Origin of the sequence: Arcobacter aquimarinus, assembly GCF_013177635.1 — a bacterium.
In the GTDB taxonomy this organism is placed as follows: Bacteria; Campylobacterota; Campylobacteria; order Campylobacterales; family Arcobacteraceae; genus Aliarcobacter; species Aliarcobacter aquimarinus.
In genome coordinates, this window is record NZ_CP030944.1 from 1,906,407 (window position 1) to 1,928,892 (window position 22,486).

The following is a 22,486-nucleotide window of genomic DNA, read 5'->3' on the forward strand; positions in this document are numbered from 1 at the left end:
TTCTATCTATCCACTAATAAATCAGCTTTTGAACGAATCTTTTTTTTATATAAAAACTCTTTTTCTCTTTGAGTAAATTTTTCCTCTTTTTTTTCTTCATCTAAAACTTTTTCTTTACTTTTTTTAAAAATCTTATCATTTTTCTTTTCTTCTACAAATTCATCTTTTTTAAACATTGTTAAAAAAAGATATACCGAAAAAACTATATTAAAAATAATAATAAGCCATTTTGAAATAATAGCAATTTCTAAATATTGAAGTTTATTAGTTAGTTTTAGATATTGAACCACATCACCATAAATTACTCCAGCAAAAAGGGCAATTACCATTAATAATACGATAGAAATAACTCTTTTTCTGAATTTAAATAAATAGTACCAAAAGATTGCAGATTTCACTTGTTTAAACATTTTTATATCCTACACAAAAAAGTTTAAACCAAGTGCAGCTAGAGCAACAACTAAAGACTTAGTCTTTAAATCATCAACAATTTTTCTCTCTTCATCAGCAATAATAATTTCAAGTTCTTCATCACTATAATCATCAAAAGTTTTATGATTTTCCACTAACCTTGCTTTTGTAGCAAGAACTGCTTTTTCTCTTACTTTTGTATTTATAGCATCTTTTATTTGTTGACTTTTTATTTTTGGATAATCAAAAGCTTTAGTAGCATTTTCACTAGCAATATTTAATATTTTGCTTGAATTTTCTTTGAATTTATCTTTTATTCCCATATTTTTTCCAATTAAATTTTAACTATTGTAACATTTAATGATTAATAAATTTTTAAAAGATTAGTTATTAAGAAAGAGGAAATAATGGCTTAAAGCCATTATTTTTACAGAAAACAACTTAGATTACATATTCCCAACGAGGATAAGCTGCTGCAATTGCTTTCATTTCATCAAATTTAAATACCTTAATGATTTTAAATCTTCCACTTGTTAAAAATGCTTTTATTCTCATTTTGAATCCTAGTATTTTCGTGAGTACATTCTACTTTATTTCAAATTACATCATCCTTAAAAATAATATATATTTATATATTTTTTTATAATTTATGATATACTATTGCATATTTATTTTTAGGAGCAAAATGGATAAGGAAAATTTCAAATTATTATTAAAAAAAGCTAATTTCAATAAACGCACTTTTTCTGAATATTTGGGATTAAAATATCAAAGTGTAAATTCTTGGGGAAATAATGGAAGAAATATTCCCTATTGGGTTGAATCGTGGTTAAATTTGTACATAGATAACAACAAATGTAAACAAATGAAAGAGATGTTAAAAGAGAGTGGTGTTTGTAAATAAAGCCTATAACAAAGCCTTAATTAGCTATACTACATAAAAATTATAAATTTACTAAAGGATGATTATTGGAACCACAAATAGAAAAAATCATAGTACTTTTGATTGTACTAACAGCTTCAATTTTAACTTGGAAAATGGTAAAAGATTTTTATATGACTAAGTTTCATAAACTTTTTGCCCATTTAATTGCAGTTATAACTTCATCATTTATGCTTTTATCTTCGATGATTTTATTTGTTCCTAAAAATTATCAAAGAGGTGTTGGTCCTGAAGTAGAAATTAGTTTTGTAGGAATTTTAACTGTAATTGTTATGTTAGTAGTTTTATATATTTTCTTCAAATACATACCAAACAACAAAAATAAATCTTAAAATATAGGAATTTAATTATGCAAGCATTTTTAGAAGAAGCTAAAAAATCTAGCCGAACTATTGCAAATCTAAGCACTGCTATAAAAAATAAAGTTTTAAATGAAATGGCTGATGCTTTATTGAATCATTGTGATTTTATAATATCTCATAATGAAAAAGATATGAGTAATGCTAAATTAAACAATTTAGATGAAGCATTACTTGATAGATTACTTCTTACTGGTGATCGAATAAAAGCAATGAGTGATGCTATAAAACAAATCGCATCTCAAACAGAACCTGTAGGAAGAATACTTGATGGTTGGGTTACAAAAGATGGATTAAATATTCAAAAAGTTTCTATTCCAATTGGAGTAATTGGAATTATTTATGAAAGTCGTCCAAATGTTACAAGCGATACAGCTGCACTTTGTTTTAAAAGTGGAAATGTATGTGTTTTAAAAGGTGGAAAAGAAGCTGAACACTCAAATAAAGCAATTGCTATTGTTTTAAGAGAAGTACTAGCAAAAAACAAACTTCCAGAACAAGCTATTTCATTGTTACCTGATTCTACAAGAGAAGGTGTAGCTAAACTTATAAAACAGGATAAGTATGTAGATTTAATAGTACCACGTGGAGGAGAAGCACTTATTAAATTTGTGAGTGAGAATTCATCAATTCCTGTTATTAAGCATGATAAAGGACTTTGTCATATTTATGTTGATAAGGATGCTGCTCCATCAAAAATAATAGATATTGTAATAAATGCAAAATGCCAAAGACCTGGTGTTTGTAATGCAATGGAAACTTTGCTAATTCATGAACAAATAGCACCTTATATTTTACATGGGTTAGAAGATGCATTCAGTGAACAAGGAACTATAATAAAAGCTTGTCCTGAAACATTAAAGCTAATAAAAGCAATTCCAGCAACAAATGAAGATTATGATACGGAATATTTAGCGAATATTTTAAATATCAAAATTGTAAAAAATTGTGATGAAGCAATTTCTCATATTCAAAAATATGGTTCTGGACACTCTGAATCAATTTTAAGTGAAAATTATTCAACTGTAAATAAATTTTTAAATGAAGTTGATGCAGCTTGTGTTTATGCAAATGCAAGTACAAGATTTACAGATGGGGGAGCTTTTGGATTAGGAGCAGAAGTTGGTATATCAACAAATAAACTTCATTCAAGAGGACCTATGGGAATCAATGATTTAACGACATTTAAATATAAAATTTATGGCTCTGGTCAAATAAGAAATTAGGAAAAAAATGGGGAAAAAAATATTTTTAACACTAATTAGTGTTAGTGTTGCCATCTTCTTTTGGTACTTTGTGGGTGAAAAAACTATTTTAAAAGATAATTCCAACTCTTTTTCAAAACTTCAATGTGTTTCTTATGCACCTTTTGGGAAAGATGAATCTCCTTTTTTATTTGATAGTGGGTTAATAATTTCTGAAGATTTAGTAAGAAAAGATTTAAAACTACTTTCAAAATATACAGATTGTATTAGAACTTACTCAACATTAGGTTTAGAAATGATTCCTAAAATTGCTAGGGAAAATAATCTTAAAATGCTAATGGGAGCTTGGGTTAGTAAAGATGAAAAACAAACAAAAGGTGAACTTGAAACTTTAATAAAACTTGCAAATGAAAATGCAGATATTGTAAAAGCTGTTATTGTTGGAAATGAAGTTTTATTAAGAGGAGATGTTTCTGATAAAAAATTATATGAATATATAACACAAATAAAAGAAGCTCTTCCTAATACAAAAGTAACTTATGCTGATGTTTGGGAATATTGGGTTAAGTATCCACATATCAAAGATGTTACTGATTTTGTAACTATTCATATCTTACCTTATTGGGAAGATGAACCTATGAATATTCACGAATCAATAGAACATCTAGCAAGTGTAAGAGAAGAAGTTGAAGGGATATTGAAGACTTCAAATATTTTAATTGGTGAAACAGGTTGGCCAAGTGAAGGAAGATCAAGAGAAGATGCTATGCCTAGTAAAATCAATCAAGCACTTTTTGTAAGAGATTTTGTTAAATTAGCTGAAGAAAAAAATTGGAATTATAATATCATTGAAGCTGTTGATCAACCTTGGAAAAGGGTAAGTGAAGGAGCTGTTGGAGGTTTTTGGGGATTATTTGATAAAGATAGACTTGATAAAAATGTTTTTGCAGGAGATGTTTCAAACTTTCCAAACTATAAATATTTAGCTTTTGGTTCTATTTTATTAATTATTTTATTCTCTTTATTACTTAAAAATAGTGAAGTTTCTACAAAAAAACTTCTTCAATTTACAATAATAAATACTATTTTTGCAATTTTATATATGCTTCAAGTTGAACAATACAATATCATTGCAAGAAATAATTTAGAAGGAACTTGGGCTATTTTACTTTTAATAACTCAAATTTTTGTTTATTATTTTATGCTTTCACATATATTAAAACCAAAAAGAATTGATGTAATTCCATCAGTTTTCTTCTATTTATCAGCATTTTTTGCCTTTATATTAAGTATGAATTTAGCATTTAATGGAAGATATGAGAATTTTGAAATTTACGGATTTATAATTTTAGCAATCTCATTTTTATGGTTATATTCTACTCAATATGAAAAATTAAATTTTGGTAAATTTGAAAAAGCCTTATCTTTAGTTTTAGTATTAAGTTCAATACTTATAGTTTATAATGAAACTTTTTTAAATATTTTCTCAAATATTTGGGTAATTATCGCATTAATTTTTGCATATATTTTAAATAAAGGTACAAAAAATATTGGTTTATGTGATTTAAAACAAGTATCTATTTATACACTTATTTTTGTAGCAATTTTTGTAGCTTTTAAAACAGGATTTGTTTCAAATAAAGAATTAGCAATAGCTTGTAATTTAGATTCAAACTCTTTATCTTGTTCTATTAAAGACTTTATGGGAGCTTCTATTTATTTTGGATATGTAGGATTAATATCTATTATATTTGCAATAATTGCTTTTGTAATAAACAAGAAATCTTTTTCTATAATTGCTTTATTCTTAAGCATAGGTTCATTGATACTTTCAAATACTTTCTTAGGAGCTATTTCATTTATAATAGCTATTTATCTTCTTACAAAAGAAGATATAAAAAATCTTCAATAAAAAAGGGAGTTTCATTTTTTGAAACTCCCTTTTTTTAATGATGCTAACTTTTTAATCACCACTTGGAATATATTCACCTTCTTGACCAATTATTTCTTCAATAACTTTTACAGGAAAAGCTGGTAATTTAAATTTATCATTTTTTATATCCACATTAAAAACAGCAAATTTTGCTTCTTGAATTTGAGTAATTCCTAAAGATTTAGTTATTAGTTTTAAAGGAACTGAATTATGAATCCAAATTTTATCTTCACCTAATTGCCAAACATCACATTTGTAACCTAAAATATTTTCAGTTCCTAAATTTTTTGCACCCATTTGTACAAAAGATTCATAGTTTTTGATATTTTGAACAGGATTTTCTTCATCCAAAGCTAAAGATTGAGAATAAATAACCTCATCGTTAAAATCAACTGTAAGCATTTTATTATTAACTATTTTAGATATGGTTCTTTCTTCTTCTTTTTCTCCCATATTCGTTTGAACAACTTTTTCATCCACTAATTCTAAAATTCCAAAATCTTTAAAATACAATTTACTTGTACCATTTAACCTACTTCCGTTTTCACTTTGAATATTTCCTACAATTTCATATTCAACTATTCCAGATTTTATGTCATATCTATTTGAATTTGCAAATAAATCAACAAAACCAAGAACTAATAATGTAATCCCAACACTTATCTTTCCCACTTATCTCATCCTCTTATAAATTGGCAAATTATACATCTAAAGTATAAATAATGCAATAATTTTTATACTTATTAAAATATATACCACCAAAGAAACACCATTTTCTTTTATTATAAAAAAAATAAAAGGAGTAGAATATGACTTATGCTAAAAAAAGGTATCTTATTTATTTTATTAGCACACTATTTATTATGACTTTACCATTTATAACAATAAATGGGAATCATATTTTATTATTATCATTTGATAAATTACAATTTCACTTTATTGGAAATGTTTATAGTGTTAGCGAACTTTATATAATGCCATTTTTACTTATGTTTTTATTTATAGGTATTTTTGCAATAACTTCCATGTTTGGAAGAGTTTGGTGTGGGTGGGCTTGTCCTCAAACTATTTTTAGAGTTATTTATAGAGATTTGATAGAAAGTACTATCTTAGATTTAAGAAGAATTAAAAACAAACAAAAAGATATAGACTACAATAAAAAATCAAATCAAATTAAAAAATATATATCTTTAATTTTATGGGGAATTATATCTTTTATTATCTCTTGTAATTTTATGTTATATTTTGTTCCACCTGAAGATTTTTTTGTTTATATCCAAAATCCTGCCGAACATAGTTTTATGATTATATTTATTTTGAGTGTTGCCCTATTTTTAGTTTATGACATTGTTTTTATGAAAGAAAACTTTTGTATTTATATATGTCCTTATTCAAGAATACAATCTGTTTTATATGATGATAATACAAAACAAGTAACTTATGATTTTAATCGTGGTGGAAAAGTATATGAAAATGGTGCTAAATCAATATTCAAAATAAAACAATGGAGTAATAACGAAGAGTGTACAACTTGCGAAGCCTGTGTAAAAGTTTGTCCAACACATATAGATATTAGAAAAGGTTTGCAAGTTGAGTGTATAAATTGTCTTGAATGTAGTGATGCTTGTTCAACTGTTATGGGAAAACTAAATAAAAAATCTTTAATAAATTGGGGGAGTACAAATAAAGTATTAAACAAAAAAGATGTTTCAATATTTACTAAAAAAAATATAACATATTTTGCATCTTTATTTTTATCTATATTTCTAGCTTTTTATTTTTCACTTGAAAAAGAGAGTTTTTTAGTTAATGTAAATAAAACAACAGAACTTTATAAACAAAAAGAAAATGGAATTATTTCAAATAACTATATCTTGACTATTCATAATACACAAGATAAAAATTATATTTTTGATATTAAATTACTTGAAAATAAAGATTTCAACATAAAAAGATTTGAAAGTGTAGAGCTAAAAGCTGGTGAAAAAAGAAAACAAGTTTTAATTTTAGAGACAACAAATGATTTTAATAAATTAAAAAACAAACCATCTAAAATTTCAATAGAAATATTTGCAAATGAAGATGAAAAAATAAAAGTTAGAAGACAAATTGCATTTTTTTATCCCAAAAACTAAAGAGCCTTTTCAATAAAGAGGGAAAATAAAACTCCCTCTTTTTTATTTTCCACCAAAATTCTCCCACAAAAACTCTCTTCTATAATCATTTTTGATAAGTAAAGTCCTATTCCACTTCCCTCTTCTTTTGTAGAAAAATATGGTTCAAAAATCTTTTTTAAATTTTTAGTTTTTATTCCTCCTCCATTGTCAACTAATTTTATTATTACCTCAGCACTAGAAGAAGAAATTTCTATTTTTATTTTTGGATTTTTGTTACTTTTTAAAACATCTATTGAATTTGAAATTATTGATATTAAAACTTGAGAAAGTTCACTTTTTATTCCAAATATTTTAATCTCTTCAAATGTTTCAAAATTTATTTCTAACTCTATATTATAAGTTTTTAAATCAGCACTCAAAATAGTTGTTGCATTTAAAATTGCATCCTTTACGCTAAAAATCTCTTTCTCTTTTGAAATTTTATAAAATTCTTTAAAATCATCTATTGTTTTTGACAAAAAATTTAATTGCTCATTTGCTTGATTTACCTTTTTATCGAAATAGCTTTCATCTAAATTTTTATTTTCAAATCTTTTTTTTAAGTTCATTAAAATATATGAAATATTATTTAAAGGCTGTCTAAATTGGTGGGTTATATTTGCTATCATTTCACCTGATTTTACAAACTTTGATTGCTGTAAAATTAACTTCTCAAAATTTTTATTTTGTATTTTTAAATCATTATATTTATAAGCTATCGAAATTGTAAAAAGCATTGCTTCAATAGCAAAAACTAATAAAACTAAATCAAAATATTCCCTTTGATTATAAAAATTTTTAAAATCAAAAACAAAAAGTAAAATACAAAAAATAGACCAACCAATAACATAAATAAGTGTTGGTTTAAAACCTTGTTTTAGATTAAAAATCAAAGAGATAAATAAAATTGCATAAACTATCGTATAAGGCAAATATTCAAATAAAACATAATGATAAAAAGCTGTTAAAATAACCACATTTAACAATAAAGTATTAATAATCAATTCTTTATAATTTTTAATTTTTGGTAAGAAGTTTCCCTCATAATAAGTTATAGCAAATAAAACTGCGCTCAAACTAGCAATCACTAAGCAAAGCTCTTGAACAAAAAAACTAATCTTAAATAACTTACTATAAGAAACTATATAAAGTAAAGAAAAAATCTGCATAAAACAGTAACTTATATAAAATATCTCTTTTGAATAAACATATCTAATGAAAGTATAAACTATTGTCATAATCAATATTCCAAAAGTAATACCATAAAATAAAATTAAATTTATTTCAGACATCTATTTTATAACCACTATTTGTAAGATTTAAAATTAAATCTTTTGGTATTTTAGTTTTTAAATTTTTAACTAAAGTTTTTAAAGCATCTTTTGTCATAACAGAATCAGCCCAAACATAGTTTTCAATCTCTTCATAACTTACATATCTATTTTTATTTTTTAATAATAACTCTAAAAACAGAATCTCTTTAGTTCTCAATTTTACTATTTCATTTTTTATTAGTAGATTTTTATTAAAAGTATCAAAATATGAATCAATATCTAGTTTTACAATATTTGAATTATCTTCTTTTAAAGAATTTACACATAAAAACAAAGCCTCTTCAAACTCTTTTTCCTTTACAGGTTTTACAAGATATTTTACAAGCCCAAGTTCAATTGCTTTTAATAAATAATCTTTATCACAAAAAGCTGTGATTATTATGATTTGAGTTTTTTTATCTTTTTGTCTTATTCTTTTTACAAATTCTAAACCATTTAATTTTGGCATTTGAATATCTGTAATTATAATATCTGGTTGATATTTTTCATATAATTGTAAAGCAATAATAGCATCACTTGCTTCATAAATTTGCTCAAAAAAATTTTGCAAATATTCAACACCATTTTCTCTAGCTATTTCATCATCTTCAACATACAAAATTTTTATATTTTTATATCTATTTTTTAACATTTTGGATTATATCTTATATATGATTATGATAAAATTCTAACATGAGAGAATACAAAACACAAACAAAAGAGACAATAATTACTACAACATTTTCTACACCTTTAGGAGAAATGTTCGCTGCTGCTTCAAAAAAAGGTATTGTAATACTAACTTTTTTTACACCTTTTAATATAGAAGCAAAAATTCAAACTTTAAAAACTACACTTGAATCAGATATAGTTCCTGGAAATTGTGAGTTTTTTGATACTTTAAAAATACAATTACAAGAGTATTTTGAGAAAAAAAGAATAACATTTGAAATTCCTTTACAATTAGTTGGTTCATCTTTTCAAGTAAAATGTTGGAAAGAGTTATTAAATATTCCTTATGGGAAAACTGTTTCAGCTAAAGAATTAGCTATCAAAATGAATGATATAAAAATAGAGAAAGCTATATTTAATGCATCTTCTCAAAATATGATAGAGATTTTAGTTCCTTCCCATAGAGTCTTAATAAATGATGAGTTAAAAACAAAAATAGAGGGAATAGAAAAAAAAGAGTTTTTAATAAAGCTAGAAAAAAATGATAAATAAAACAATTTTTAGACAATACGATATTAGAGGTATTGTAGATGAAGATTTAACTTTTGAAAATTCAAAACTTATTGGCTATTTTTTAGGTTTAACAATAAAAGAAAAAATCAAAACAACTCCATATATAATTGTAGGTTATGATATAAGAACTCATTCAAATATGTTATTTGAAGCTTTGATTTCAGGATTAAATTTTTCAAATTGTAAAATTTTAAATATAGAACTTGTAGCAACAGGTGTAAATTATTTTGCCTCTTATCAAGAATTTAAAATAAACAAAGAGATTATAAAACCCAATGCTTCTGTTATGATAACAGGAAGCCACAACGCAAAAAAATATAATGGATTTAAAATCACCATAAATAATGAGCCATTTTTTGGAGATGAACTTTTAGCTTTATATGAAACAATTAGCAAAAATCAAAATATAAAGATTCCACTAAATTTAGATTTTATAAAAATTGATGCAAAAAAATTATACATAGATTATATAGTAAATCAATTTTCTCACTTAAAAAACTTTAATATTCCTTTTGCAATTGATTGTGGAAATGGTGTTGCAAATACAGTTTTATGTGAAATATTAGATAAATTAAATCTAAATTATAAAGGTTTACATCTAACTCCTGATGGAGAGTTTCCAAATCATCATCCAGACCCAACAAATGAAAAAAATCTTGAAGATATAAAAGCCTTATTAAAAGATGAGTGTAATTTAGGTTTTGCTTATGATGGTGATGCTGATAGAATTGCTGTTTTAACTCAAAAATATAATATCAAAGGCGATATGTTAGCCCTACTTTTTTCAAAAACTATGAAAAATCCAGTAATTATTGGAGAAGTTACCTATTCCCAAAATATTTTTGATGAATTGAATACTGAGTCAAAAACAATTATGAATAAAACTGGTTATTCAAACTTAAGACTTAAACTAAAAGAGTTAAATGCTGATTTAGCTGCTGAAGTTTCGGGACATATTTTTTTTAATGATAGATATTATGGTTTTGATGATGCAATTTATGCAACTTTTAGAGTATTAGAGCTTTTATATAAAGGGATAAATTTAGATTTTGAGTTAGATAAACTTCCAAAAGTTTACACAAGTAAAAATATAGAAATAAAAGTAAATGAAAATATCAAATTCTTAATAATAAAAAAAATAGAAGAAAAATTAACTAAAACCCAAAGAGGTTTTCCAATTATAAAAGATATTTTAAAAATCGATGGTCTTAGAATAAATTTTGAATATGGCTGGGCATTAATTCGTGCATCAAATACAAGTGCACTAATTATGACAAAATATGAAGCCACAACTTACGCAACAGCCATGAGTTATAAAAATGCAGTTGAGAATATTTTAAATGAGGTAATAAATGAAATTAATAGCACTACAAACTAAAACAACACAAAATTTTCAAGAAAATTTAAATCATTTAAAAGATTTAATAAATTCATGTGAAAAAGATTCTCTCATACTCGCACCAGAACTAAGTCTAAGTGAATTTTCCTATGATAGAATGCAAGAAGCTTCAGATTTTTCCATAAAAGCCATAGAAGAGCTAAAAGCCTTAAGTAAAGACAAAATTATAGCTTTAACCTTTATTACAAAAAAAGATGATAAATTTTTTAACACTTTATATATGTTTCATAACTTACAAATCATTCACACTCAATCAAAAGTGAAACTATTTCCACTTGGAAATGAACTTGAACATTTTAGCTGCGGAAATGAACAAGATATAAAAATCATAGAAATAAATGGATTAAAAATTGCTACTTTAATATGTTTTGAACTGAGATTTCCTCAACTTTGGGAAAAAGTAAAAGGTGCAGATATTATTTTAAATCCTGCAATGTGGGGATTAAAAAGGAAAGAACATTATGAATCAATCTCAAAAGCTTTAGCTTTAGTAAATCAATGTTTTGTAATAGCAAGCAATTGTGCAAATGATAATATGGCTAAAGGAAGTGCAATAATAAGTCCATTTGGAAATACAACAAAAGATGATTCAAAAGAGATAATTGAAGCTTTATTTGATAAGGATGAGATAAAAAAAGTTAGAACTTATATAGATATTGGATTGAATAAAATAGATTAAAAGTAGATATTACTAATCTACTTTTAACGAATTTCTTATTTCCTCTAAAGGAACACCACTTTTTTTAGCTAAAAGTGCTAACTTTGTAATTCTTCTAATATGAGAAGGAATTACTTTATAAGTCGTAAAAGTTGTTGCTTTCACACCTATTTCTTCTGCAAATTTCCCTTGAGAAGAAAAACCTATTTCTTTAATTATTTTTTTAAATTCTTTCTTTTCCAATGTCTTTTCATTCTCATTAAATTTTTTCGAAATTATAGTTATATACAACTAAATAAAATATTAAACAATCCCCAAAAAACAAGAAAAATATAGTGAAATTTGACAAAAAATTGATTTTTATGTAAAATACACAACTTTTTAAAAGAAAAAACAAAGGAGAAACCATTGAGATTAAGAAATATTTTACTTATTCTACTATTTATTTCTAATGTTTTTGCATCAGATTTTGATATTAAAAACTTAACACAACAAGAGATAGAAACCCTAAAAGAGATAAAAAGAGAAGGTCAAGCACATGGACTTAGTTACTCATTAATGGCTATAGCAATAAAAGAGTCAGGTCTTGGAAAATATATGATAAATGTAGATTCAAAAGACTTTGGTTTATATCAAGCAAATATTAAAACAGTAATTAGCCGACATAATGCAAAAGACACTTCTTGGAATAGAAACTTATTTGCTACAAAATTAATTTCAGATTTTCAGTTTGCTACAAAAAATGCAATTGATGAATTAGTTTATTGGCAAAAAATTCACAAAAATGACTGGACAAAAGTTTGGAGCAGTTACAATGGTGGATGGAAATATAATTCTAAAGAAGCAAAAGAGTATTCAAAACAAATAGCTGCGATTATCAGAGAACTTAAAAAAATCGAAGTATAACTTATAATTTAACTAGGATTTTCCTAGTTATTCCCGAATTCCAAATCCCATTATTTTACTATTTTTTATTACTTTTCAATTTTGATTAGTTATTTACTAATAAAATGATAATCATTCTTAATATTAATAGTATTTTAAGTTTTGTTACACTAATATTTCAATAATGATTATCAATATAAAGGATATAGCATGTTTGATTGTTTAGTAGTTCAAAATAAAAAAGACTTAGTAAAACCAACTGGTTGTACTTGTTAAAAGGATTGAAAATGAGTATATTAATAATAGGTGGAGACCAAATATCACAAATCTCTTCAATGCTTACACAATTAGGTGCAAAAAACATAAATCACTGGGATGCAAGAAAAAAATCATCAGCACCAAAAAAGAAAGTTCCTCAAGATACAGATTGTATTGTAATGTTAACTTCTTTTTTAAATCATAATACTATGCTTAAATATAAAAATGAAGCAAAAAAGAAAAATATTCCATTTATTTGTGCTAAAAGATCAATAAATTGTGTATATGATGAATATATAAAAATTATGGGAATTAAAGATTGTAAAGAGTGTTATGCAAATTGTGATAAGGAATTAAAATGTTAGAAAATAACTTAATTGGATTTTTAGGAAATAAAGAATTTTTACCAAAAGATTTTGATGAATTTAATTCAACAAATAGACTTAGACAACTTTTTTTAAGTCTTAGTAATAATATCTTAAAATCATACTGTCACTTTTCAAAATATGAACAAAAAAAATTATCAAATTGTTCTTTAGAAAATGCCTTTAAATACAAAATTAAAAATTTGCTTCCTATTAATTTTATAAAAACAGATAAAAAAACTATTAGTAAAAATTTTAAAATCTGTATTAATTCAACTATTATTATTAATAATTATCTAAATTCAACTAATAAAAAAACTATTTTTATATCAAACAAACATCTATTACCTATAGCTAAATTAATTTCAATTTGTTTTATAAATAACAAAATGCAATTATTAATTGATAAACATTTACTATTTCATGAATTCGTTTTAAAAAAGATAAAAAAACTACATAGTGATAAAATTGTAATAGATTTAGGTGATTCAATCTGTATTAAATCAAAAGATTTTATTGGACTTAAAATCTATACTTCATGGAAAGATATAGAGGTTAAAAAACCAAATATAAAAGATGAACTTGAAAGTGCAATTAAATCTATAAAAAAAGGTGAGTTTTATCAAATTTATTTAGCTTATCCAAAAAACAATGAATTTACAAAACAGATTCCTGTTTATGTGGATGAACTAAAAAATAAAGAGTATCAAATAAAAGCTATTCCTTACTCTTTAAGATCAATTATAAAAAATTAAATTAGGAGAATACATTATGTCAACAGCTATATTTTTTGCAAGTAGCACAGGAAATTCTGAAGAGATTGCAAATAAAATTGCAACAAATCTTGGAGAAATTGAAGTATTTGATTTAGCAGGTACAAAAGTAGATAAAATAAATGATTATGACAAAATAATTCTTGGAGGTTCTACTTGGGGAGATGGTGAATTAAATGATGATTGGGAAGATGCATGGGGTGATTTTTGTAAATTAGATTTATCAAATAAAACTATTGCTTTATTTGGTCTAGGTGATCAAGAAAGTTATAGTGATGAATTTTGTAGTGCTATAGGAATTATCTATGAACATATAAGTCAAACTAATGCAAAAATTATAGGATTTACATCAACTGATGGTTACTATCATGATGGTTCAAAAGCTCAAATTGAAGATAAATTTGTTGGTTTAATAATAGATGAAGATAATCAAAGTGATTTAACAGAAGAGAGAATAAAAAACTGGGTAAATGAAATAAAAGAAGAAATTTTATAGTTTAGAAAACATTTAGTATATTAAGATTTCTTAATATACTAAGCTTCTTGACAATTTTCGCAAGTTCCATAAAGTTGCATTGAGTGACTTGATATTTTAAATTTATTTTTTTTAGCTATTTTATCTTGTCTTTTTTCTATTTCATCATCAATAAATTCAACAATTTTTCCACAATTTGTGCAAATTAAATGATCATGATGAGATTTTGCATTACTCTCATATTTTTTTCCATCTGTTCCAAACGTAATAGAAGTAATCAAATCAACTTCTTCTAAAAAACTAAGTGCTCGATATACAGTTGCTATTCCAATATTTGAATCTGGACAATCTTTTTTTATTTGATTATAAACTTCTTCAGCTGTCAAATGCTCTTTTGCATGTAGTAAAATACTTAAAACGATCTCTCTTTGTTCAGTGTATTTAAGACCTTTTTGTTTTACTATTTTTTTTAATTCATCAATTATTTCTTCATTAGTGTTATTTTCGTTTAACATAAAAAACCCTTAAAATTTTTATAACTATCTAGTATATCCAAAGTTAACCTAAATTACAAATGGATTAATTGATGTTAATCAAGTATAAGAAAGTTTAATTATATTATAATAATCATTATTAATCCTATTAAAGGAATTAGATGACTTTAGATAAATTAAAACTAAATGAAGAAGCAATAATTAGCTCAATAAATTGTGATGATATACTTAGAAATAGACTTTATTCATTTGGAATAATAAAAGGTTCAATTTTAAAAGTAGTTGCTTTTACTCTTACAAAAAGTACCATTGAAATAAAAGTAAATCAAACAAAAGTAGCATTAAGATTAAGTGAAGCCAGTAAAATAGAAGTAAAATATGAAAAATAAAATAATAAAAATTGCACTAGTTGGACAACCAAATGTTGGTAAATCAATGCTTATTAATTCACTTTCAAATGCAAAATTAAAAGTTGGTAATTTTTCAGGTGTTACTGTAACAAAAGAAGAGGTTTTTTTAGAATATAAAAACTATACCATCCAAATTATTGATTTACCAGGAGCTTACTCTTTAAACAACTATACATTAGAAGAGAAAGTTACTAAAGAGTTTTTAAATAACTCATCTTATGATATTATCTTAAATGTTTTAGATTCCACAAACTTACAAAGAAATCTTTTATTAACTTCAGAACTATTAGCCTTAGATAAAAAAATGATAATAGCTTTAAATATGTGGGATGAAGCACAAAAAGAATCAATATCAATAGATGAAATACAACTAAGCAAAATTCTTGGTAAACCTTGTATTAAAACAAGTGCCGCAAAGAAAATTGGAATAAATAAACTTTTAGATGAAATAATATCAAAATATGAAAATGAAAAACTTCCATCAAAACTATTTTTTTCAGATGTAATAGAAGAAGAGATAGAAAAGATTTGTAAATTGCTAAAAGATTGCAATTATAAAACAGAAGACAGTTTCAGGCAAATTGCTATAAAACTTCTAAAAGAAGATAAGCAAATCTATAAATTATTCCATGATGAACCAATTTGGATAAAATTACAAAGCTTATTAAATGAATCTTTTAATCATTTATATATTCATTTTGAAACAAAAAATATAGAAGATATTTTTAATGATGAAAAATTTGCATTTGCAAAAGGTGCATTTGTTGAAACTGTTAAACAAAAAAATATTGATAAAAAAACTTTAACTGAAAGATTTGATGATATCTTAATTCACAAATTTTTTGGTCTTCCTATATTTTTATTTTTAATGTGGAGTTTATTTCAATTAACTTTTGAAATAGGAAATATTCCTATGGATTTAATAGATACTTTTTTTGCAAATATTATTAATAACACAAAAGAAATTTTAGGAGAAAATCAACTTGCTTCTATTATTGGAGATGGGATAATAGCTGGTGTTGGTTCTGTTATCTTATTTTTACCAAATATTGTAATTTTGTTTTTTGGAATTGCACTACTTGAAACAACTGGATATATGAGTAGAGTTGCTTTTTTATTAGATGGTTTTTTTCATAAATTTGGACTTCATGGAAAATCTTTTATTCCATTAGTTACAGGATTTGGATGTTCAGTTCCTGCATATATGGCTGCTCGAACACTTAAAAATGAAAAAGATAGATTATTAACTCTATTTATTATAGGTTTTATGTCTTGTGGAGCTAGACTTCCTATTTATGTACTTTTTGTAGGAGCATTTTTTAGCGAACAAAATGCGGGAAATATACTCTTTTTGATATATATAAGTGGTGCAATTTTAGGTCTATTTGCGGCAAAAATACTTAAAATTATTGTATTTAAAAGTGAAGATGAACCATTTGTTATGGAGATGCCAAAATATAGAATTCCATCATTTAAACTCATTTGGCACACTGTTTCAAATCAAGCTATGATGTATTTAAAAAAAGCGGGAACTTATATACTTGCAGCATCTTTACTTATTTGGTTTGCAAGTAACTATCCAAAACATCTTGAAATTGAAGAAATTTATAATCAAAAAATAGAGCTAGCAATAAATAAAGAAGAAAAAATAAAACTACAAAATGAATTGAGTTTATATAATCTTGAAAATTCTTATTTAGGATATATAGGAAAATTCACTGAACCTTTATTTATTCCATTAGGATTTGATTGGAAAATGTCTGTAGCGCTTGAAACAGGACTTGCTGCAAAAGAGATAGTTGTTTCTACTTTATCAATTCTTTATGGATTAGGAGAAAACAACGATGAATCATCAAATAGTCTAATAGAAAAGATAAAAAATAATATTCCCTTTGCATCTGCTATTTCATTTATAGTATTTGTTATGATTTATTTACCTTGTTTGGCTGCATCTATGGTATTTGTAAAAGAAGCTGGCAGTTGGAAATATTTAGTTTATCTATTTATTTTTACCACATCAACTGCGTGGATTTTGTCTTTTATTGCCTATAATGTAACAAAATTCGTAATGAGTTAAAAATTAATTTTTTAACTCAAACTTTGAAGAATACTCTTTTCCATTATATATTATCATGAAATCCCATTTTCCACCTTCTCTTCCATCAAGATATCTATAATCATAGGCTGAACTATCTCCTGGAGGAATAATCATCTCTCTACTTCTTGAAATTTCACCTGTTGGACTAACCCAATTTATAGTAATTACTTGTTCTTTTTCAGTATCTCTTATAACTTCAAATTTACAAATTATTGAATTTTCATCCTCTAAAATTAGACAATCAACATTTGGATCATATGATTGATTTATATCTATCGTCTCTTGAGTATTTACTAAATTTTCTTGAGAAAATAACAATGTAGTAAATACCAAAAAAGATACTAAGTATCTATTCATTTATTTTCACTTTCATCTTCATTAAGATTCATAAATTTAATTATTATATGCTTTGTAGGTGCATAAAATGTTGTCATTGAAATTATTGCTATAATCAGTTGGAGAGCTTTAAAAAAATTACTATCTTCTCCAACTATAAATAATGCTAAATAATAACTAATAAACAAGGAAATTATAGCACAAATAACCACACTTATTACAATAACAATATTATAGTTCATGATTTTTCCATATTGGTGTTTCGTTTAGAGTAGCTCTATTTTCCAGAGTTTCAAAAGGAGTATAAGCTTCTTTATAACCCATTGAAAAATGGTCTTTTATCCAATATCCCAAATAAATATAAGGAATATTTAACTCCTTAGCTATTTTTATTTGAGCTAAAATAGAAAACTTTCCAATTGATAAATCAGAATAATCATGATCATAATAACAATAAATTGCAGAAATTGACTTTGGTAAAATATCAACCAACGCAACTCCAATTAATTTATCATCTTTTATATATAAAAATTCTTTTGCATAATCTTCGGTTGCATCAATATAAGATTTTATATAATCTTCTGCTTCTATTGGTGTATAAGGCCAATCTTTTTTTTCATTCATAAATCTATGATATTTATCATATAAATTTAAATGTTCAGTAGTTAAAGACGGAGGTCTTATATAAAGTTTAGTATCTTTATTTTTAGAAATCACTCTTTTTTCAGATTTTGAAAATTTATAATTTTTTACATCAATTCTTATTGAAACACATTTATTACAAGTTTTACACTCAGGTACAAAATGCATTCTTCCAAATCTTCTCCATCCTCTCTCTAATAACTCCTGATATTGTGGAGTTGAACAAGAATAAATATATTTGTATCTAATATCTGATATATTTTCTTCAAAATAAGAGCAACTTCTATTCTCTTCAAAAAATTCAATATCTTGATTCAAAATATGCATATCTATTCGTTTATTTTTTCTTTTATCTCTTTTACAATACTTGAGATTTTTTTAATTTTTTCATTACTTGATAAACTATCGTCAATTATATGTTTAACAAATGCACTTCCAACAATAACTCCATCTACACCTATAATTTTTTCCTTACAAGTTTTCTCATCAACTCCAAAGCCTATATAAAGTGGTGTATTAGAATATTTTCTCACATTTTGTATAATTTGAGATAAATCTTCTTTTTGCCCATTTCCAGTAATTCCAGTATAAGCAACCATATAAATAAACTTTTGAGCATTTGTAGCAATTTGTTTAATTCTCTCTTCACTATCAGTGGGAGCAACAAAACAAATATTTGATTTATTATATTTTTTAAATAATACTTCAAAATTCTGAGCCATTTCATAAGGTAAATCAGGAATAACTGTTCCACTTATTCCAAATTCATCTGCTTTTTGTAAAAATTTTTCAATTCCAAAATGATAAAAAGGATTCATATATCCCATCCATAAAGTATCAATATCTTTAGCAATTTTTGAAGAAATTTCAAATAAATCTTTTAATTTAAATCCATTATTTAACGCTATTAAATTTGCTTTTTCAATAACAGGACCATCTGCAACAGGGTCTGAAAAAGGAATTCCAAGTTCCAACATATCAACACCTGCTTCTTTCATACTATATGCTAAATCCACTGTAAAATTATTATTTGGAAGAGATGCTGTAATATAACCTACTAATTTTTTCAAAATATTAATCCTATTTTAAGAGTTTTAGTTATTTTATCTAAAATCTTCTTTTAATTCATTAATTAATTTTATATTCAATTTAAAAAGTATTAATAGGATATAATCATAGATAAATATAGAAAATTTTATTACTTTATATATGGGAGAAATTATTATGAGTATTATAAAAAGTGATTTTGAAAAAATGAATATCTCTAAAATTAAAAAAGCTAAAAATAATAAAAAACTAACAGTTATTACAGCCTATGATGCACTTTTTGCAAAACTTTTTGAAGAAATTGCTGATATGATTCTTGTAGGCGATAGTTTAAACATGAGTTTTGCAGGTCGTCCTGATACTCTTTCAGCAACTTTAGAACAAATGATTTATCATACAAATGCAGTTTGTTCAGGAGCAAAAAAAGCTTTTGTAATTTTAGATATGCCTTTTGGAACTTATATAAATAAAGATATTGCTCTTACAAATGCTGTGAAAGTTTATTCTCAAACAAATGCAGCTGCTATTAAAATAGAAGGAGGAGAAGATAAAGCTGATATTATCAAACATTTAACTTCAAATTCTATTGCTGTTATGGGACATATTGGACTTATGCCTCAATATGTAAGAAGTGAAGGTGGATATAGGGTTAGAGGGAAGACTAAAGAAGATGAAGAACAGCTTATTCGTGATGCGATTGCAGTTGAAAAAGCTGGTGCTTTTTCTATTGTTGTAGAAGGTGTTATGAGTGATGTTGCAAAAAAAATCACTGAAGCTGTAAATATTCCTATTATTGGTATTGGAGCAGGAAATGTAACAGATGGTCAAGTTTTAGTTTGGTCAGATATGTTAGGATTTTTTGAAGAGTTTAAACCAAAATTTGTAAGACATTACCTAAATGGTGCAGAACTTGTAAAAGAAGCTGTAAATCAATATAGAAGTGATGTACAAGACTCTAGTTTCCCTTCAAAAGAGGAAGAGTATTAATGGAGCGATTAGTAGAAGTTGAATCTGTATCTTTTGAAGAAGATAATAATGAAGTAAGTTTAAGACCCTCAAATTGGGATGATTATATAGGTCAAGAAAAAATCAAAAAAAATTTAAGAGTTTTTATTGATGCTTCTAAAAAAAGAAAAGAGGCTCTTGACCACATTTTATTTTATGGACCTCCGGGACTTGGGAAAACTACTTTATCATATCTTATTTCAAATGAAATGAATACAAACATAAAAGTTACAGCTGGTCCTATGATAGAAAAAAGTGGAGATTTAGCTGCAATTTTGACAAATCTTGAAGAGGGAGATATTTTATTTATCGATGAAATTCATAGACTCTCTCCTGCTGTTGAAGAGATTTTATATCCAGCTATGGAAGATTATCGACTTGATATTATAATTGGTTCAGGACCAGCTGCACAAACTGTAAAAATAGATTTACCAAGATTTACTCTAATTGGAGCAACTACAAGGGCTGGAATGCTTTCAAATCCATTAAGAGAGAGATTTGGGATGCACTTTAGAATGCAATTTTATACCCATGAAGAACTTGCAAAAATTATTCAAAAAGCTGCAGTTAAACTTGGTAAAAATTGTGAAGATGATGCTGCGTTAGAGATTTCAAAAAGAAGTAGAGGAACACCAAGGGTTGCATTAAGATTACTTAGACGTGTTAGAGATTTCTCTGAAGTTGAAAATGAAAAATATATTCATATAAAAAGATGTCAATATGCTTTAGATGAACTAGGAGTAAATGAAAGTGGATTTGATGAAATGGATATAAATTTACTTGAATTACTAATTTCAAATAGAGGAAAACCTATGGGTCTTTCTACAATTGCGGCAGCTCTTAGTGAAGATGAAGGAACAATTGAAGATGCAATTGAGCCTTACTTACTTGCAAATGGTTATATAGAAAGAACTGCACGTGGAAGAGTTGCTAGTGTAAAGACTTATGAAATGTTTAGATTATCATACCCTCAAAGTATGAAACTTGATGATGATACAAAACAAGGAAAACTATTTTGAAAACTAGCTATTTTTTAATTTCAATAGCAATTGTTACAATTTTTTTTATGATTGAACTTTTCAATCCTTTTTTAAAATCAATAACTGTTGCTATTTTATTAACTATTGCTACTAGTACTTTAACAATTTATTTAGAAAAAAGAATTTCTAGCCGTGCATTAGCAACTTCAATTATAACTATAGGATTAGCAGCTCTTTTTTTCTTACCTATTCTATATTGTATTTTTTCATTTGCAAATTTCTTTAACCAAGTGGAGCAACAAACTTTGATTAAAAGTTTAAATGAAATAAAATCTTTTATAGAACAATTATTTTCTGACTTTCTCTTTTTAAATGAATTTTTTTCAAATATTAGTTCACGAATTGATATAGGTAAAATTGTTCAAAATATGTTCTCTTTTGGTGCTTTTTTAGGTAAAAATTCATTAAAATTTATGGTTGATATGATATTAATTCTAATATTTTTCTTCTTTTTTACTCTTTACTCAACACCTATTTCAAGTTTTATAAAAGATTTATTGCCCTTAAAAAAAGAAGATTCAATTATACTATTTTGTGAATCATCAAATGTTATGACAATAGTTTTATACTCTATATTAGTGACGGCCATATTAGAAGGATTTTTATTTGGATTTTTCGTATCAATTTTTGGTTATGATGGACTTTTATTTGGAGTTTTATATGGATTTGCTTCATTAATTCCTGTAATTGGAGGAGTAATTATGTGGCTACCCATAGTAATTTATGAAGCTTCTACAAACTCTTTATCAAATGCAATCATTATTGCTTTATATTCTATTATTGTGATTTCAATTATTGCAGATACTTTTGTAAAACCAATGATTATAAAATATATTAATAGAAGAATAATAAAAACTCCTACAAGTATAAATGAACTTTTAATTTTTTTCTCAATAGTTGCAGGTTTATCAACATTTGGTTTTTGGGGAATGATTATAGGTCCAGCAATGGTAACATTCTTTATATCTATTATGCATTTACTAAAAAAATATAATGATGATTTTAAAGAGAACGCATCTTAATTTTAGATGTATTC

At 25.2% G+C, this 22,486-nt stretch carries 28 protein-coding genes; 17 read left to right on the forward strand and 11 right to left on the reverse strand.

Annotated elements, in window-relative coordinates; translation table 11 throughout:
• Window positions 1–2 precede the first annotated feature (2 nt).
• Entirely contained in the window at window positions 3–410 is a 408-nt protein-coding gene (locus AAQM_RS09590; protein WP_129095872.1) for a hypothetical protein, read from the reverse strand.
• A gap of 9 nt (window positions 411–419) precedes the next feature.
• On the reverse strand, window positions 420–734 hold the full coding sequence (locus AAQM_RS09595) for a hypothetical protein (protein WP_129095871.1): 315 nt from the start codon (window positions 732–734) through the stop codon (window positions 420–422).
• A 362-nt stretch (window positions 735–1,096) separates the two neighbouring features.
• Between AAQM_RS09595 and AAQM_RS09600 the strand changes: the two genes are divergently transcribed.
• From AAQM_RS09600 to AAQM_RS09615, 4 genes are all read left to right on the forward strand, one after another.
• Window positions 1,097–1,315 carry an XRE family transcriptional regulator gene (locus AAQM_RS09600; protein ID WP_129095870.1) on the forward strand — a complete coding sequence of 73 codons (219 nt, stop codon included), beginning with the start codon at window positions 1,097–1,099 and terminating at the stop codon, window positions 1,313–1,315.
• Window positions 1,316–1,380: 65 nt separating this feature from the next.
• Entirely contained in the window at window positions 1,381–1,686 is a 306-nt protein-coding gene (locus AAQM_RS09605; RefSeq protein WP_129095869.1) for a hypothetical protein, read from the forward strand.
• A gap of 17 nt (window positions 1,687–1,703) precedes the next feature.
• Window positions 1,704–2,939 (forward strand): glutamate-5-semialdehyde dehydrogenase, encoded by a 1,236-nt coding sequence (locus tag AAQM_RS09610; protein ID WP_129095868.1) that lies wholly within the window; start codon window positions 1,704–1,706, stop codon window positions 2,937–2,939.
• 7 nt (window positions 2,940–2,946) lie between these two features.
• Entirely contained in the window at window positions 2,947–4,830 is a 1,884-nt protein-coding gene (locus AAQM_RS09615; RefSeq protein WP_129095867.1) for a glycoside hydrolase family 17 protein, read from the forward strand.
• Window positions 4,831–4,881: 51 nt separating this feature from the next.
• On the opposite strand, the gene AAQM_RS09620 is transcribed toward AAQM_RS09615, so the two are convergent.
• Entirely contained in the window at window positions 4,882–5,523 is a 642-nt protein-coding gene (locus tag AAQM_RS09620; protein ID WP_129095866.1) for a hypothetical protein, read from the reverse strand.
• A gap of 137 nt (window positions 5,524–5,660) precedes the next feature.
• Here AAQM_RS09620 and ccoG point away from each other — a divergent pair, with 137 nt between their 5' ends.
• Window positions 5,661–6,986, forward strand: a complete 1,326-nt coding sequence (gene ccoG / locus AAQM_RS09625) for a cytochrome c oxidase accessory protein CcoG (protein ID WP_129095865.1) — start codon at window positions 5,661–5,663, stop codon at window positions 6,984–6,986.
• On the opposite strand, the gene AAQM_RS09630 is transcribed toward ccoG, so the two are convergent.
• Complete coding sequence (locus AAQM_RS09630) at window positions 6,983–8,299, reverse strand: sensor histidine kinase (protein ID WP_129095864.1); 1,317 nt, start codon at window positions 8,297–8,299, stop codon at window positions 6,983–6,985. The genes ccoG and AAQM_RS09630 overlap by 4 nt on opposite strands.
• Window positions 8,292–8,972: a response regulator transcription factor gene (locus tag AAQM_RS09635; protein WP_129095863.1), complete on the reverse strand. Its 681-nt coding sequence runs from the start codon at window positions 8,970–8,972 to the stop codon at window positions 8,292–8,294. Before AAQM_RS09635 ends, AAQM_RS09630 begins: the two co-directional genes overlap by 8 nt.
• A 41-nt stretch (window positions 8,973–9,013) precedes the next feature.
• On the opposite strand from AAQM_RS09635, the gene AAQM_RS09640 reads away from it, so the two are divergent.
• The 3 genes from AAQM_RS09640 to AAQM_RS09650 are packed head-to-tail and all read left to right on the forward strand — an operon-like array spanning window position 9,014 to window position 11,643.
• On the forward strand, window positions 9,014–9,544 hold the full coding sequence (locus AAQM_RS09640) for a methylated-DNA--[protein]-cysteine S-methyltransferase (RefSeq protein WP_129095862.1): 531 nt from the start codon (window positions 9,014–9,016) through the stop codon (window positions 9,542–9,544).
• On the forward strand, window positions 9,534–10,943 hold the full coding sequence (locus AAQM_RS09645) for a phosphomannomutase/phosphoglucomutase (protein WP_129095861.1): 1,410 nt from the start codon (window positions 9,534–9,536) through the stop codon (window positions 10,941–10,943). Before AAQM_RS09640 ends, AAQM_RS09645 begins: the two co-directional genes overlap by 11 nt.
• Window positions 10,918–11,643, forward strand: a complete 726-nt coding sequence (locus tag AAQM_RS09650) for a carbon-nitrogen hydrolase family protein (protein WP_129095860.1) — start codon at window positions 10,918–10,920, stop codon at window positions 11,641–11,643. Before AAQM_RS09645 ends, AAQM_RS09650 begins: the two co-directional genes overlap by 26 nt.
• Window positions 11,644–11,655: 12 nt before the next feature.
• Here AAQM_RS09650 and AAQM_RS09655 read toward each other — a convergent pair whose 3' ends face one another.
• Complete coding sequence (locus tag AAQM_RS09655) at window positions 11,656–11,865, reverse strand: hypothetical protein (protein WP_129095859.1); 210 nt, start codon at window positions 11,863–11,865, stop codon at window positions 11,656–11,658.
• Between the two features lie 165 nt (window positions 11,866–12,030).
• Here AAQM_RS09655 and AAQM_RS09660 point away from each other — a divergent pair, with 165 nt between their 5' ends.
• The 4 genes from AAQM_RS09660 (at window position 12,031) to AAQM_RS09675 (ending at window position 14,399) form a co-directional block, all read left to right on the forward strand.
• A complete protein-coding gene (locus AAQM_RS09660) occupies window positions 12,031–12,528 on the forward strand; it encodes a transglycosylase SLT domain-containing protein (RefSeq protein WP_129095858.1) in 498 nt (165 codons plus the stop codon).
• 266 nt (window positions 12,529–12,794) lie between these two features.
• A complete protein-coding gene (locus tag AAQM_RS09665) occupies window positions 12,795–13,130 on the forward strand; it encodes a DUF2325 domain-containing protein (RefSeq protein WP_129095857.1) in 336 nt (111 codons plus the stop codon).
• Window positions 13,124–13,885: a hypothetical protein gene (locus tag AAQM_RS09670; RefSeq protein WP_129095856.1), complete on the forward strand. Its 762-nt coding sequence runs from the start codon at window positions 13,124–13,126 to the stop codon at window positions 13,883–13,885. The genes AAQM_RS09665 and AAQM_RS09670 overlap by 7 nt, the downstream gene beginning before the upstream one ends.
• 16 nt (window positions 13,886–13,901) lie before the next feature.
• Window positions 13,902–14,399 carry a flavodoxin gene (locus AAQM_RS09675; protein ID WP_129095855.1) on the forward strand — a complete coding sequence of 166 codons (498 nt, stop codon included), beginning with the start codon at window positions 13,902–13,904 and terminating at the stop codon, window positions 14,397–14,399.
• Window positions 14,400–14,437: 38 nt separating this feature from the next.
• On the opposite strand, the gene AAQM_RS09680 is transcribed toward AAQM_RS09675, so the two are convergent.
• Window positions 14,438–14,893: a Fur family transcriptional regulator gene (locus tag AAQM_RS09680; protein ID WP_128987097.1), complete on the reverse strand. Its 456-nt coding sequence runs from the start codon at window positions 14,891–14,893 to the stop codon at window positions 14,438–14,440.
• 140 nt (window positions 14,894–15,033) lie between these two features.
• Between AAQM_RS09680 and AAQM_RS09685 the strand changes: the two genes are divergently transcribed.
• Together AAQM_RS09685 and feoB are read left to right on the forward strand one after the other, a co-directional pair.
• Window positions 15,034–15,261: a FeoA family protein gene (locus AAQM_RS09685; RefSeq protein ID WP_129095854.1), complete on the forward strand. Its 228-nt coding sequence runs from the start codon at window positions 15,034–15,036 to the stop codon at window positions 15,259–15,261.
• Window positions 15,251–17,359, forward strand: a complete 2,109-nt coding sequence (feoB, locus tag AAQM_RS09690; protein ID WP_129095853.1) for a ferrous iron transport protein B — start codon at window positions 15,251–15,253, stop codon at window positions 17,357–17,359. The genes AAQM_RS09685 and feoB overlap by 11 nt, the downstream gene beginning before the upstream one ends.
• 3 nt (window positions 17,360–17,362) lie before the next feature.
• Here feoB and AAQM_RS09695 read toward each other — a convergent pair whose 3' ends face one another.
• Genes AAQM_RS09695 through trpA form a run of 4 tightly spaced genes read right to left on the reverse strand, consistent with a single transcriptional unit; the run spans window position 17,363 to window position 19,428 of the window.
• A complete protein-coding gene (locus AAQM_RS09695; protein WP_129095852.1) occupies window positions 17,363–17,737 on the reverse strand; it encodes a hypothetical protein in 375 nt (124 codons plus the stop codon).
• The gene (locus AAQM_RS09700; RefSeq protein ID WP_129095851.1) at window positions 17,734–17,958 is read right to left on the reverse strand and encodes a hypothetical protein; all 225 of its coding nucleotides are present in this window, start codon (window positions 17,956–17,958) and stop codon (window positions 17,734–17,736) included. Before AAQM_RS09700 ends, AAQM_RS09695 begins: the two co-directional genes overlap by 4 nt.
• Window positions 17,948–18,685: an arginyltransferase gene (locus tag AAQM_RS09705; protein ID WP_129095850.1), complete on the reverse strand. Its 738-nt coding sequence runs from the start codon at window positions 18,683–18,685 to the stop codon at window positions 17,948–17,950. Before AAQM_RS09705 ends, AAQM_RS09700 begins: the two co-directional genes overlap by 11 nt.
• 2 nt (window positions 18,686–18,687) lie before the next feature.
• Complete coding sequence (gene trpA, locus AAQM_RS09710; protein ID WP_129095849.1) at window positions 18,688–19,428, reverse strand: tryptophan synthase subunit alpha; 741 nt, start codon at window positions 19,426–19,428, stop codon at window positions 18,688–18,690.
• Window positions 19,429–19,582: 154 nt separating this feature from the next.
• Here trpA and panB point away from each other — a divergent pair, with 154 nt between their 5' ends.
• The 3 genes from panB to AAQM_RS09725 are packed head-to-tail and all read left to right on the forward strand — an operon-like array spanning window position 19,583 to window position 22,472.
• Entirely contained in the window at window positions 19,583–20,392 is an 810-nt protein-coding gene (gene panB, locus AAQM_RS09715) for a 3-methyl-2-oxobutanoate hydroxymethyltransferase (protein WP_129095848.1), read from the forward strand.
• Window positions 20,392–21,429: a Holliday junction branch migration DNA helicase RuvB gene (gene ruvB, locus AAQM_RS09720; protein WP_129095847.1), complete on the forward strand. Its 1,038-nt coding sequence runs from the start codon at window positions 20,392–20,394 to the stop codon at window positions 21,427–21,429. Before panB ends, ruvB begins: the two co-directional genes overlap by 1 nt.
• Window positions 21,426–22,472: an AI-2E family transporter gene (locus AAQM_RS09725; protein WP_129095846.1), complete on the forward strand. Its 1,047-nt coding sequence runs from the start codon at window positions 21,426–21,428 to the stop codon at window positions 22,470–22,472. Before ruvB ends, AAQM_RS09725 begins: the two co-directional genes overlap by 4 nt.
• Window positions 22,473–22,486 lie beyond the last annotated feature (14 nt).